This is a genomic window from Streptomyces sp. NPDC028368 (assembly GCF_055565615.1).
In genome coordinates this window covers 16,326-29,450 of record NZ_JBVHTY010000012.1, presented here as the reverse complement: position 1 = coordinate 29,450, position 13,125 = coordinate 16,326, and the positions used below count along the sequence as shown (strand labels likewise).

The following is a 13,125-nucleotide window of genomic DNA, read 5'->3' as shown; positions in this document are numbered from 1 at the left end:
GCCCCGTCAGATCAGCGATGGCGCCAACCTTCCGGCCGTGCCAACGATGGGGCCCATGCGCCCTCTTCTGACGACGACCCTCGGTGCCCTGTGCGCGGCCGGGCTCGCTCTGTCCCTCCCCTCGGCCCAGCCGCCGGCCGGTGCGGCCGCCGCCGAACGCCCGCACACCGCCCCCGCACCCACCGACGTGCAGGGCAGCACCCAGTCCGTACCGCTGGCGGACCTCGGCGCGGCCACCCCGCGCGCCACCGAGCCCGCACCCGCGCCCGGAACGCGGGTCACACCCATCCGGGAAGCGCGCCCCTTCTCGCTCCTCGGCGTCGTCTGGGACGACCCCAACGTCCAGCTGCGCGGCAAGATCCAGGTCCGCACCCGCGCCACCGCCGGCCACATCTGGTCCGGCTGGCAGGACGTCCAGGCCCACAACGACGACCTCCCCGACCCGGACTCCGCCGAACGCCGCAACAGCGGTGTACGGGGCAGCACCGCGCCCCTGTGGGTCGGCGCCTCCGACGCCGTACAGCTGCGCATCGCACCCGAGACCGGAACCGGGGCCGAGACCGAGGCCGGCACCGGGACCGAGGCCGGCGACCGCGACCATGTCCCCGAGACCGGCAGCCGCGCACCGGCCACCTTCCCCGGCGGCCTGCAGCTGGAGCTCGTCGACCCGGGAGCGGCGCCGCAGGCCGCGCAGGGCACCGCCGAACTCCCGCCGCTCGGCCGGGCCGCGGCCCAGGCGGAAGCCCAGGCGGACCACCCGACCGCCGAGGGCCGCAGCACCGCCGGCAAGGCGTACATCGGGCCGCGCCCGCGGATCGTCACCCGGGCCGGCTGGGGCGCCGACGAGCAATTGCGCGAGCCCACCACCACCTACACCGGCGACGTACAGGCCGCGTTCGTCCACCACACCGCGACCGGCAACGACTACTCCTGCGCGGACGCCCCCGCGGCGATCCGCGCCATCTACCGCTACCACGTCAAGAGCAGCGGCTGGCGGGACATCGGCTACAACTTCCTCATCGACAAGTGCGGAGTCATCTACGAAGGCCGCGCGGGCGGCGTCAGCAAAGCGGTGCTCGGCGCGCACACCCTCGGCTTCAACACCGACACCACCGGCATCGCCGTCCTCGGCACCTTCACCGACGCCGAACCGTCGAACGCCGCCCTCGAAGCCATCTCCGCCCTGACGGCCTGGAAGCTCGGCCTGGCCGGCGTCGATCCGCGCGACACGGTGCGCCTGACCTCCGACGGCAGCAACCTCTACGACAGGGGCGAGGTGGCCCAACTGCACGTCATCTCCGGCCACCGGGACGGCTACAAGTCCGCCTGCCCCGGCGATCTCCTCTACGACCAGCTCGATGGCGCCCGCGCCGCCGCGGCCAAGCTTCAGGGCCGCTGACCGGGCCCAGCCAGTTACCGTCCGGTACCGTCCGGTTGTGTCCCCAATGAACCACCTCCGCGCGCACGACGTCCTACTGGCCCCGGCCGCGCGGGCATCCGCACCCCGGCACGTCCCGTGGAGCACGGCCGCGATACCCGTCTGCCTACACTGGTCGGCCGTTCGCCGACCCCAGCAGGAAGCAGAGAAGACAAGGTGACTGAAGCGATCCTCCTGGTCGGCGGCAAAGGCACCAGGCTGCGCCCACTGACGGTGCATACGCCCAAGCCGATGGTCCCGGCGGCCGGTGTGCCCTTTCTCACCCACCAGCTGGCGCGGGCCCGCGCCGCGGGCGTGACGCACATCGTCCTGGCCACCTCCTACCTCGCCGAGGTCTTCGAGCCGTACTTCGGCGACGGGTCGGCGCTCGGCCTGCACCTGGAGTACGTCACCGAGGAGGAGCCGCTGGGCACCGGCGGCGCCATCCGCAACGTCGCCTCCCGGCTGCACTCCGCCCCCGGCGACCCGGTGCTGATCTTCAACGGCGACATCCTCACCGGCCTGGACATCAAGGCCCTGGTCCAGACCCACCGCACCAGTGGGGCGGACGTCTCGCTGCATCTGACCCGGGTCGAGGATCCGCGCGCCTTCGGCCTGGTCCCCACCGACGGGAGCGGCCGGGTCACCGCCTTCCTGGAGAAGCCGCAGACCCCCGAGGAGATCGTCACCGACCAGATCAACGCCGGCGCCTACGTCTTCAACCGCTCCGTCATCGACTCCATCCCGGCCGGCCGCCCGGTCTCCGTCGAACGCGAGACGTTCCCCGGACTGCTCGCCGACGGCGCCCATCTCCAGGGCATGGTCGACTCCACCTACTGGCTCGACCTGGGCACCCCCCAGGCCTTCGTGCGCGGCTCCGCCGACCTGGTCCTGGGCCGCGCCCCGTCCCCGGCCGTGCCCGGCCGCTGCGGCGACCGCCTCGTCCTGGAGACCGCCGAGGTCGCCGCGGACGCCAAGCTCACCGGCGGCACCGTCGTCGGCCCGCGCACCGTCATCGGCGCGGGCGCACGCATCGACGGCAGCGCGGTCCTCGAAGGCGCGGTGATCGAACCGGGCGCCCAGGTCCACGACTCCCTCATCGGCGCCGGGGCGCACATCGGGGCCCGTACGGTCCTGGACGGCGCGGTCATCGGCGACGGCGCCCGGATCGGCGCCGACAACGAGCTGCGCGACGGCATCCGTATCTGGTGCGGCGCCGACATCCCGGCGGGCTCGGTGCGCTTCTCCTCCGACCAGTAGCGGCTGCCCGGTTCCCGGCCGCCCTGCCACCGGCCGGATCGCCTAACCTGGCCGCATGCCCGCCCGCAGCTGGGTCCCGCCCGGCCCGTACGACCTGCACCGCACCCTGTGCGTCCTGCAGCGCGGCCCCGGCGACCCCGCCTACGCGGTGCGCGGCGAGGAGGTGTGGCGCTCCTGCCGTACGCCCCAGGGCCCCGGCACGCTGCGCCTCGCGGCCCGCCCGGCCGCGGGCACCGTCGAGGCCGAGGCCTGGGGGCCGGGCGCCGACTGGCTGCTGGACCGGCTGCCCGCCCTGCTGGGGGAGTACGACGAACCGGACCGGCTCACCGCCCGGCACCGCATCGTCCACGAGGCGCGCCGCCGCCACCCCGGCGTCCGGCTCGCCCGGACCGGCCTGGTCCTGGAGTCGCTGATCCCCTCGATCCTGGAGCAGAAGGTCACCGCCGACGAGGCCTACCGCGCCTGGCGGCTGCTCCTGACGCGGCACGGCGAGCCCGCCCCCGGGCCGTGGGACCGGATGCGGGTGATGCCGGATGCCCGTACCTGGGCGGTGATCCCCTCCTGGGAGTGGCACCGCGCGGGCGTCGACGCCAAGCGCTCCGCCGCGATCCTGCGCGCCGTACGCGTCGCCCGCCGCATGGAGGAGGCCGCCCTGATGGACCTCGCCGACGCCACCCGCCGCCTGACCGCCCTCCCCGGCATCGGCCCCTGGACCGCCGCCGAAACGCTGCAGCGGACCCTCGGCGCCCCCGATGCCCTCACCGTCGGCGACCTCCACCTGCCGAAGATCATCGGCTACGCCCTCACCGGCCGCCGCGGCACCACCGACGAGCAGATGCTCGAACTCCTCGCGCCCTACGAGGGCCAGCGGCACCGCGCCGCCCGCCTGATCCTGCTCTCCGGCATCACCCCACCGCGCCGCGCCCCGCGCTTCCCGGTGGGGGACATCGCCCGGCTGTGACGCTCAGCGCACCGCGATGAAGTCCGCGCCGTCCCGCGCCGGCCGCTCCTTCGGCGGCGCCGCCGGACGCCCGATCGCCACCGCCCCCATCGGCTCCCATGCGGCGGGCAGCCCGAGCACCTCCCGTACGGTGTCCCGGCAGAACATCGTCGAGGAGATCCAGGCGGAGCCGAGCCGTTCGCCCGCCAGCGCGACCAGGAAGTTCTGGATTCCGGCGCCGCCGGCGACCACGAACATCTCCCGCTCCGCCGCATTGCGCCGCGCGTCCGGATACGTATGCGAGCCGTCCATCACCATGCACGGCACCGCCAGATACGGCGCGTTCCGCAGCACATCGCCGCGCCGCACCCGCTTGGCGATGGACTCCTCCGACTTGCCGTCATCGCGCAGATCCGCGATCCAGGCATCCCGCATCGCATCCAGCAGCCGCGTCCGCGACTGAGCCGACTCCAGCAGGACGAACCGCCACGGTGTGGTGTGGTGCGGCGCCGGGGCCGTGATCGCCGCCGCCACCGCGCGCCGGACCGCCCCCGGATCGACCGGTTCGTCCGTGAAGGCGCGTACCGTACGCCGCGCCGTCACCGCCTCCCGCACGGCCTCCGACGTGCCCAGGCGGAACATGTCGTCCTCGGAGGCCCGCACCATCGCCCGCGCCCCGTCGCCGTCGCCCGCCTCCTCGACGACATGCGGCAGCCCGCGCACCACCGCGACCGGCAGCCCGGCGGCCTTGCCCTTCACCAGGTCGCCCGCAGCGGCCAGTTCGTCGGCGGTGGCCACCACCGTCGCGCTGAGCGGATTGCCGTACGCATCCGTGCCGCCGCGCAGATCGTCCAGTACGCGTACCCCGGCCGCCCCGATGGCGACATCGGTGAGCCCGGCGCGCCACGGCCGCCCGAAGGTGTCGCTGATGACGACGCCGACCTCGACGCCGAGCGCCTCGCGGAGCCCGGCACGCAGGGCGCGAGCCGAAGCGTCCGGGTCCTGCGGCAGCAACAGGACGGTCCCCGAAGGGGTGTTGGAGGCATCGACCCCGGCCGCGGCCATCACTAGGCCCTGCCGGTTCTGCACGATCCGCAGCGTGCCACGGCGCGCCACCACCCGTACGGTCTCCTGGTCGATCGCCGCCTCGCGGTCGGTGGCCTCCACCACCCGGCCCTCCGCCTTGCTGACGATCTTCGACGTCACCAACAGGACGTCTCCGTCCACCAGTTGGGGCAGTCCGCTGCCGGTCACCGCGGCCGCGATCAGCTTGACGAGATCGTCGCCGGGCCGCACCTCGGGAATCCCCGGCAGCGCCCACACCCGGTAGCCGGGCACCTCGGCGGCGCCGGTCACGCTCTTACCTCCTCGGCCAGCGTCAGCGCCTCGCGCACCATCGCGGCCGTGGCGTCCACATCCGTCATCATCAGCGGCACGGCCCGGCAGCGGATCCCGGCCGACTCGACCTCGGCCACCGCGCCCTCGTCGACGGAGTCGACCAGCCAGCCGTCCAGCAGCCCCGAGCCGTAGTGCTGGGCGACCGCCGCGGCCGTCGCCTCCACCCCCACCGCCTCCAGGACCTTGTCGGCCATCCCGCGTACGGGGGCGTCCCCGACGATCGGCGAGAGGCCGACCACCGGCACCCCGGCGTCCGCGATGGCCTCCCGGATACCCGGCACGGCCAGGATCGTGCCGATGCTCACCACCGGGTTGGACGGCGGGAAGAGCACCACATCGGCCTCGGCGATGGCCTCCAGCACGCCCGGCGCCGGCTTGGCCTGGTCGGCGCCGACCGGCACCACCGCGTGCGCGGGCACCGAGGCGCGCAGCCGCACCCAGTACTCCTGGAAGTGGACCGCCTTGCGCTCGCCCTCCTCATGGATGGCGACATGGGTCTCGACCCGGTCGTCGGACATCGGCAGCAGCCGCACGCCGGGCTTCCAGCGGGCGCACAGCGCCTCGGTGACGGCGCTGAGCGGATAGCCGGCGCTCAGCATCTGGGTGCGCACGATGTGCGTGGCGAAGTCCCGGTCGCCGAGTCCGAACCAGTCGGGGCCCACCCCGTAGGCGGCCAACTCCTCCTTCACCCGGAAGGTTTCGTCGGTGCGGCCCCAGCCCTGCTCCTCGTTGATGCCGCCGCCGAGCGTGTACATCACGGTGTCGAGGTCGGGACACACCTTGAGCCCGAACAGATGGATGTCGTCACCGGTGTTCCCGATGACGGTGATATCCGCGTCCGGAACCGCTGCCTTCAGTCCCCGCAGAAAGCGGGCGCCGCCGATACCGCCGGCCAGAACCACAATGCGCATGGCCCCAGCATGTCAGGGGGCCGACACCTCTTGCGAGGCGGCCGCGGCCCCGACGGAGTCGGCCTGGCTCGGGTGCATCGGCATGTTGGTCAGGCCCGGGAAGTAGACATGCAGGCTGACGGCCGGCGTCAGGGAGTCGTTGACGACCTCGTGGACGTACCCGGGTGCGAAGACCCGCTGGGCGCCCGCCGCCAGCGTGCGGTGGGAGTCCCCTCCGCGCTCGGTCAACTCGCCCTCCAGGACGGTCAGCACCCCCGAGGAGCGCCCGTGGTCGTGCCGGCCGCTGCCCTGGCCGGGCACCCAGCTCAGCAGCCACACCTCGTAGCCAGGGCCCGTGCGCAGCCGGTGGTACCAGCGGGTGGTGGCGTCGTAGCGGACGAGCGGGGCCCAGGCGTCGCGGTCGGCGGCGAGGGAGCGGGCCAGGCCCACGAAGCCGGCGACGGTGGTGGGGTGGGCGGGGACGGGCGGCAGCAGGTGGGGGATGGCGAGCGGGTCGCCGGCGATCTGGACGTCGCTGTTCATGGGATTACGGGTTCCTCGGCACAAGAGCTGGGGTGTCGCGCTGGGGGAGGGGTGCCGACAGGGCGCGGGCTCCTGGGGAGCATGGGCGCTGCGGGCGGGGGTGGCTGGAGCTCAGTGGCTTCAACAGCTGGAACAGCGACAGCGAGCCTGCGCAGCGCAGAGCGACCCGTAGGCACGGGTCAGTCGGGGCGCGGCAGTCGCTGGCATGCGGTCAAGGAGACCGGGTTCTCGGCGCGATGTCAACCGGATGTCGGGTTTGCCGCGGATGTTTCACCTCATCCGGTTGCGGTGTCCGGCGAAAGGTTTGTGCAGCTGCTGACCAGGAGATGTCGCCCATCAACCGCGCATCCAAACGCCGTTGCGGTCTCGTGATCCGTCTGTGATCTTTCCCGCTTCGGCGCGCGGGGTGCAACGCGGAGGGCGTCCGATCGCGTCTTGAACGGCAAGAAGGAAGATCCGGGCGGCACGCCCGGGGAAGTGTCCTGGTTTTTGATGATTTGAACACTTTCCGCATACGCTTGGTTCCACAGAGTGAATAAGAGGCCCAATAGCAGATCTCGGCTTGACTGGCCCGGATCAGCACACTTGTAATTTCACTCGTGTCGTTCAGCCAAAAACGATCACGGCTGGATCACGGGGACGTAAAGACAGACGAGGGGCGCACATGACCGAGCTGTTCCAGGAATTGCTGGTCGAGGAGGCGGACGAGGAGCTCGGCTGGCAGGAGCGCGCACTGTGCGCCCAGACCGACCCCGAATCCTTCTTCCCGGAGAAGGGGGGCTCCACCCGCGAGGCCAAGAAAGTCTGCCTCGCCTGTGAGGTCCGCTCCGAGTGCCTTGAATACGCGCTCGCCAATGACGAGCGCTTCGGCATCTGGGGCGGTCTGTCCGAGCGCGAACGGCGCCGGCTGAAGAAGGCCGCCGTCTGACGATGTCACGGCAGCCCGCAACGCCCGCGGCGCGCGGCTTCACACGGCCCGCCGCCGTACCACGCCAACTCCCCATATCCCCCTATAGCGAACCCTCCGCCTCCAGTGCCCTGAGCGCCGGAGGCGGACTGCTGCGTACGGACCCGGTCGGCGGGCCGGAGGGAACCATTAGTGTGGGGCACCGTCCGAGATGCGCCGCCGCCCTACGGGACGCGCGCGTCGCCTCGTAGTCCGTCGCAGTGTTTCCGGGGGCGGGGGCCTTGAGCGACTTCGCCGCGGGCCCCGGACTCCCGGGTCCGGAGGGCCCGTACCTCGATGTCCGTGCACAGCCAGTCGGCGGCCCAGGCCGCCTCATACACAGCTGACACCCCAGAGTTCCCACGGCATGTCGTCACCGCCGTGATCGTCTCCCACGACGGTGCCCGCTGGCTGCCCGACGCGCTCGCCGGGCTGCTCGGCCAGGAGCGCCCGGTGCAGAACGTCATCGGCGCCGACACCGGCAGCGCGGACCACTCCGCCCAGCTGCTCGCCGACGCCATCGGGGACGAGCGGGTGCTGCATCTCGCCCGCCGCTCCGGATTCGGCACCGCCGTCGACGAAGCCGTCCGTACGGCCCCCGTACTCACCCCCGACGACCTGGCCTATCTGCGCCGCCCCAGCGGCTGGGACCCGGTCAGCCGCACCTGGCGCGACGACGCCTACGACATGCCGGAACTCCCACACGGCGAGCCGGTCCAGTGGCTGTGGCTGCTGCACGACGACTGCGCGCCCGAGCCGGACGCACTCGCCGAGCTGCTGCGGGTCGCCGACGCCGGCCCCTCCACCGCCATCGTCGGCCCCAAGCTGCGCAGCTGGTACGACCGCCGCCAGCTCCTCGAAGTGGGCGTCAGCATCGCGCGCAGCGGCCGCCGTTGGACCGGCCTGGACCGCCGCGAACAGGACCAGGGTCAGCACGACCAGATCCGTCCCGTGCTGTCCGTCTCCACCGCCGGGATGCTCATCCGCCGCGACGTCTACGAGCAGCTGGGCGGCTTCGACCGCCGGCTGCCGCTGATGCGTGACGACGTCGACCTGTGCTGGCGCGCCCAGGCGGCCGGCCACCAGGTCCTCATCGCGCCCGACGCGATACTGCGGCACGCCGAGGCCGCCGCCCGCGAACGCCGCCCCATCGACTGCGTCGGCCGCTTCGTGGCCAACCCCCACCGGGTGGACAAGTCCGGCGCCGTCTACACCCTGCTCGCCAACACCCGCGGCGCGCTCCTCCCGTACGTCCTGCTGCGGCTGCTGCTCGGCACCTTCCTGCGGGTCCTGGCGTACCTGGTCGGCAAGGTCCCCGGCCAGGCGCTCGACGAGCTCGCCGGACTCTTCGGCACCCTGCTGCGGCCCGGCAAGATCCTCGCCGCACGCAAACGCAGAGGCCGGCCCGCGGTGGAGGCGAGCGAGCTGCGGCCGCTCTTCCCGCCGCCCGGCGCGACCGTGCGGGCCACCGTCGAACAGGTCGCGGGCAACCTCGCGGGCCGCGCCGCGCCGGACGTGGCATCGGCCGGCCGGCACGGCGCCGTCGAGTCCGGGCCCGGCGGCGACGACGCCGACTTCCTGGAGATCGAGCAGTTCGCGCGGCTCAAGCGGATCGGCCGCAAGCCCGGCCCGGTGCTCTTCCTCGTCCTTCTCATGGTCTCGCTGATCGCCTGCCGCGATCTGCTCGGCTCCGGGGCGCTGACCGGCGGCGCGATGCTCCCCGCACCGGGCAGCGTGTCCGACCTGTGGTCGGCGTATCTCGACAGCTGGCATGCGGTCGGCACCGGCGACGCCGCCTCCGCGCCGCCCTATCTCGCCGTCGTCGCCCTGGTCTCCACGCTCTTCCTCGGCAGCACCGGCTTCACCGTCACCCTGCTGCTGGTCTGTTCGGTCCCGCTGGCCGGCCTCACCGCCTACTTCGCCTCCCGGCCGCTGGTCACCTCCCGGCTGCTGCGCGCCTGGGGGAGCATCGCGTACGCCTTCCTGCCCGCCGCCACCGGCGCGCTCGCGGGCGGCCGGCTGGGCACCGCCGTCCTCGCCATCCTGCTGCCCCTCATGGCCCGCGCCGCGGTCGCCGCGAGCGGGCTGCGCCTGAACCCCGGCACCCGCCCCAGCTGGCGCGCCACCTGGGCGTACACCCTGCTGGTCACCTTCACCATGGCCTTCACCCCGGTCGTGTGGCCGGTCGCCGTCCTGCTCGGCGTCGGCCTGCTGGTGCGGCGCGCCATGGACGGCAGCCGCGACCTCCTGTTCGGCTATGTGCTGCGATTCCTCGCCGTGGCCGTCGTGCCGGTCGTGGTGCTCGCCCCCTGGTCCCTGTCGCTGTTCGGCAGCCCCGCGCGCTTCTTCCAGGAAGCCGGACTCGACTACGGCGCCGGCTCCGCCTCCGTGCTGGACCTGATCGGCCTGAGTCCCGGCGGCCCGAAGGCGGTCGGCGGGCTGCTGCTGACCGGCGTCGTACTGGCCGCGCTGGCGGCGACACTGCGCGACGAGCGGCAGACGGCGGTCCGTACCGCCTGGGTGGTGGCCGTCGCCGGACTGCTGTGCGCCGCGCTGGGCAACGGCTCCGGCTGGACCGGGCCCGCGATGCTGGTCTACGGGCTGGCGCTGCTGTGCGCCGCGGCGGTCGGCGCCGAGGGCATCCGCACCCGGATGGCCACCCTGGGCTTCGGCTGGAAGCAGCCGGTCGCCGTGCTGATCGCACTGGCCGCCCTGCTCGCCCCGCTCTACGCCGCCGTCAGCTGGATGATCACCGGCGCGGCCGGCCCGCTGGAGCGGCGCGCGCCCGCGCAGGTCCCGGCCTTCGTCGCCGAGGAGTCCGGCACCGTCGACCGGGCCCGCACCCTGGTGCTCGACGGCACCACCGGCCATGTCGACTACGCCCTGGTCCGCGGCTCCGGCGCCCAGCTGGGCGACGCCGACCTGGCCGCCACGGCCGGCGAGGACCAGCGGCTCGGCGGCATCGTCGCCCACCTGGTGGCGGGCTCCGGCGCCGACCAGACCAGCCAGCTCGGCGGCTACGCCGTCCGCTACATCCTCGTGCGCAACGGCGCGCCCCGGGAGATGGGCCGCGTACTGGACGCCACCCCGGGCCTGACCCGGCTCAGCCAGGACGACGGCAGCGCCCTGTGGCGGGTCGACCGCCGCGTCTCGCGGATCTCCATCGTGCCGGGCGGGGCCACCGACGGCACCCGCGCGGGCCAGGCCGCCGCCCCCGTCGCCGTACCCTCCGGCCCCGTCGAGGCGCACACCGACAAGGTGCCCGCCGGCCCCGCCGGCCGGGTGTTGCGCATCGCGGACACCGCCGACCCGGGCTGGCAGGCCACCTTGAACGGCACCGCGCTCAAGCCCGTCACGGTCGACGGCTGGGCGCAGGGCTTCCAGCTCCCTGCGAGCGGCGGCCGGCTCGACCTCACCCACGAGAACCCGGTCGGCCACACCGTCTGGCTGTGGGTACAGGGCCTGCTGGCCGTCGTGCTGGTGGTGATGGCGCTGCCGGGCCGCCGCCGGGAGATCGACGACGACCTGCCCGAGGACGCCGCCGTGGTGGCCGCCACCCAGGAGGCCACCGGGGACGGCCGCCGGGCCCGCCGGCTGCGAGCCGCCGCCGAGGCGGCCGGTCAGCAGGCCGCGCCGGAGGCCGGCATGCCGGCGGCGCACGAGGGCACTTCGGCCGATGCCGTTCCGGCGGCGGGGGACGCGGCGCAGGCACCGGCCGCCGACCCGATGGCCGGGGCGGTCCCGGGCCAGGAGACCGGTGACCCGTACGCGGCCGTGCCCCAGCAGCCGTCGTACGAGCAGTGGCAGACAGCCCAGCCCGGCGAGCAGCCCTACGCGCCCGCCGACCCGTACCAGGGCGGGCAGTACGCGCAGCCGCATGCGCAGCCGCCGTACCCGCAGGCCGACCCGTACCAGGCCCCCGACCCGTACGCGGCGGACCCCTACCAGGCGGGCGCCTACGACCCGTACGGCTACGCCCAGCAGCAGCCCCAGCAGCCCCAGCAGCAGCCCTACGACGACGGCACGACGTACCCCGGCTCCTACCCCGAGCCGCGCCGTGACGGGAGCGACCAGCAGTGAAGCGCACGATGATGTCCCTGATCGGCGCGGCGGCCGCGCTCGCCGCCGTCACCGGTGTCGCCGCCGTCGCCGCCCCGGACGGCGCGGCCAAGGCGGCGCCAGGGAGCGGCACCCGGCTGCCCGTCCAGCGGTCCTCGCTGCTCTGCCCGGCCCCGACATCCTCGGAGGTCGGCACCACGACGTACACGTCCTTCGCCCCCACGGGGGCGGCGGCGGGCGCGGACGCCAAGAAGGGCACCGCGAAGCTGCTGCCGGCCGGGACGGTGCAGGACGCAGGCAGCGACGACAGCACGTCCGGCAAGTCCAAGAAGGACGGCAAGGGCAAGGGCAGGGACAGCGGGGGCGGCTCCGGCACCACGACCGTCCCGCCCCGCGACACCAAGCCCGTGGCGCCCCTCCAGGAGGCCGGGAAACCGGCCACCGCGACGACCGACGCCGCCGATGCGCCCGCCCTCGTGGGCGACGCCGACGGCACCCTCGCCCCTGGCTGGACCGCCCAGCAGACCACGTCCGTCGCCGCCGGCAACGGCCGCGGACTGCTCGGGCTGAGCTGCACCGCCCCGGACACCACGTTCTGGTTCCCCGGGGTGAGCACCGACAAGGACCGCCAGGATTACGTCCATCTGACCAACCCCGGCCCGGACGACGCCGAGGTCGACCTCGAACTGCGCGGCAAGGACGGCGCATTGAGCGGCGCGACGGCCGAGGGCATCACCGTTCCGGCGCACACCACGGTCACCAGGCTGCTCTCCACCCTGACCGGCAGCCCGACCACCAACGCCGCGCTGCATGTCGTCGCCCGCGAGGGCCGGGTCGGCGCCGCCGTCCAGGCCTCCGACGCCAAGCTCGGCAGCGACTGGCTGCCGCCCGCCGCCGATCCCGCCACCACCGTGGTGCTGCCCGGCATCCCCAAGGACGCCACCGCCGTCCGCCTGGTGGCCATCGCGCCCGGCGAGGCGGACGCCGACCTCAAGGTGCAGCTCGCCACCCCGACCGGCCTGATCACCCCGGCCGGAGTGGAGACGCTGCACGTCAAGAGCGGGATGACCACGGCGGTCGACCTCAAGGACCTCACCAAGGGCGAGGCCGGATCGCTGGTCCTCACGCCCGCCGACGGCGGCTCCAAGGCCCCGGTCGCGGCGGCGCTGCGGGTGATCCGGGGCAAGGGCGTCCATCAGGAGATGGCGTTCATCCCGGCGACCCGCCCCGTGGACAAACGCGCCACGGTCGCCGACAACCGGGCCAAGGGCACCACCCTCTCGCTCGTCGCCCCCGAGAAGGGCAAGGACGCGAAGGTCAAGGTCACCGCGTCGGCCGGGAGCGACGGCGGTACGCCGGTGTCCAAGACGTACACGGTCAAGGGCGGCAGCACGCTCGCCGTCGACCCGCCGCGCCCGCAGGGGCTCAAGGGCTCCTACGCGCTGACGGTGGAGCCGCAGCCGGACAGCGGCCCCGTCTACGCGGCGCGCACCCTGGCGCAGCCGATGGGCGCAGTCCCCGCCTTCACCGTGCAGACCCTGCCGGACGACCGCGGCTCGGTCGTCGTCCCGACGGCGGGCCAGGACCTGTCGCTGCTCAACGACTGACGCGCGGGGTACCCGCGCCGCGGCCGCCGGCCGCGGCGCGGGAGCACTCCCGGCCACCGGGCGAA

At 73.9% G+C, this 13,125-nt stretch carries 9 protein-coding genes; 6 read left to right on the top strand and 3 right to left on the bottom strand.

What is annotated here, in order from left to right; genetic code table 11:
* Positions 1-55 precede the first annotated feature (55 nt).
* The 3 genes from ACZ4S3_RS25965 to ACZ4S3_RS25955 all read left to right on the top strand — a co-directional run bounded on the left by ACZ4S3_RS25965 (position 56) and on the right by ACZ4S3_RS25955 (position 3,638).
* A complete protein-coding gene (locus ACZ4S3_RS25965) occupies positions 56-1,399 on the top strand; it encodes a peptidoglycan recognition protein family protein (RefSeq protein WP_467938111.1) in 1,344 nt (447 codons plus the stop codon).
* Between the two features lie 195 nt (positions 1,400-1,594).
* Positions 1,595-2,677, top strand: a complete 1,083-nt coding sequence (manB, locus tag ACZ4S3_RS25960) for a mannose-1-phosphate guanylyltransferase (protein ID WP_467938110.1) — start codon at positions 1,595-1,597, stop codon at positions 2,675-2,677.
* Between the two features lie 55 nt (positions 2,678-2,732).
* A complete protein-coding gene (locus ACZ4S3_RS25955; RefSeq protein ID WP_467938108.1) occupies positions 2,733-3,638 on the top strand; it encodes a DNA-3-methyladenine glycosylase family protein in 906 nt (301 codons plus the stop codon).
* Positions 3,639-3,641: 3 nt separating this feature from the next.
* Here ACZ4S3_RS25955 and ACZ4S3_RS25950 read toward each other — a convergent pair whose 3' ends face one another.
* Genes ACZ4S3_RS25950 through ACZ4S3_RS25940 form a run of 3 tightly spaced genes read right to left on the bottom strand, consistent with a single transcriptional unit; the run spans position 3,642 to position 6,448 of the window.
* The gene (locus ACZ4S3_RS25950) at positions 3,642-4,973 is read right to left on the bottom strand and encodes a coenzyme F420-0:L-glutamate ligase (RefSeq protein WP_467938106.1); all 1,332 of its coding nucleotides are present in this window, start codon (positions 4,971-4,973) and stop codon (positions 3,642-3,644) included.
* Complete coding sequence (cofD, locus tag ACZ4S3_RS25945; RefSeq protein ID WP_467938104.1) at positions 4,970-5,926, bottom strand: 2-phospho-L-lactate transferase; 957 nt, start codon at positions 5,924-5,926, stop codon at positions 4,970-4,972. Before cofD ends, ACZ4S3_RS25950 begins: the two co-directional genes overlap by 4 nt.
* A 12-nt stretch (positions 5,927-5,938) precedes the next feature.
* On the bottom strand, positions 5,939-6,448 hold the full coding sequence (locus ACZ4S3_RS25940; protein WP_467938103.1) for a cysteine dioxygenase: 510 nt from the start codon (positions 6,446-6,448) through the stop codon (positions 5,939-5,941).
* Between the two features lie 664 nt (positions 6,449-7,112).
* Here ACZ4S3_RS25940 and ACZ4S3_RS25935 point away from each other — a divergent pair.
* The 3 genes from ACZ4S3_RS25935 (at position 7,113) to ACZ4S3_RS25925 (ending at position 13,060) form a co-directional block, all read left to right on the top strand.
* The gene (locus tag ACZ4S3_RS25935; protein WP_003983763.1) at positions 7,113-7,376 is read left to right on the top strand and encodes a WhiB family transcriptional regulator; all 264 of its coding nucleotides are present in this window, start codon (positions 7,113-7,115) and stop codon (positions 7,374-7,376) included.
* Positions 7,377-7,691: 315 nt separating this feature from the next.
* Positions 7,692-11,474 (top strand): glycosyltransferase family 2 protein, encoded by a 3,783-nt coding sequence (locus tag ACZ4S3_RS25930; protein WP_467938102.1) that lies wholly within the window; start codon positions 7,692-7,694, stop codon positions 11,472-11,474.
* The gene (locus ACZ4S3_RS25925; protein WP_467938100.1) at positions 11,471-13,060 is read left to right on the top strand and encodes a DUF5719 family protein; all 1,590 of its coding nucleotides are present in this window, start codon (positions 11,471-11,473) and stop codon (positions 13,058-13,060) included. The genes ACZ4S3_RS25930 and ACZ4S3_RS25925 overlap by 4 nt, the downstream gene beginning before the upstream one ends.
* The last annotated feature ends 65 nt before the right edge of the window (positions 13,061-13,125 follow it).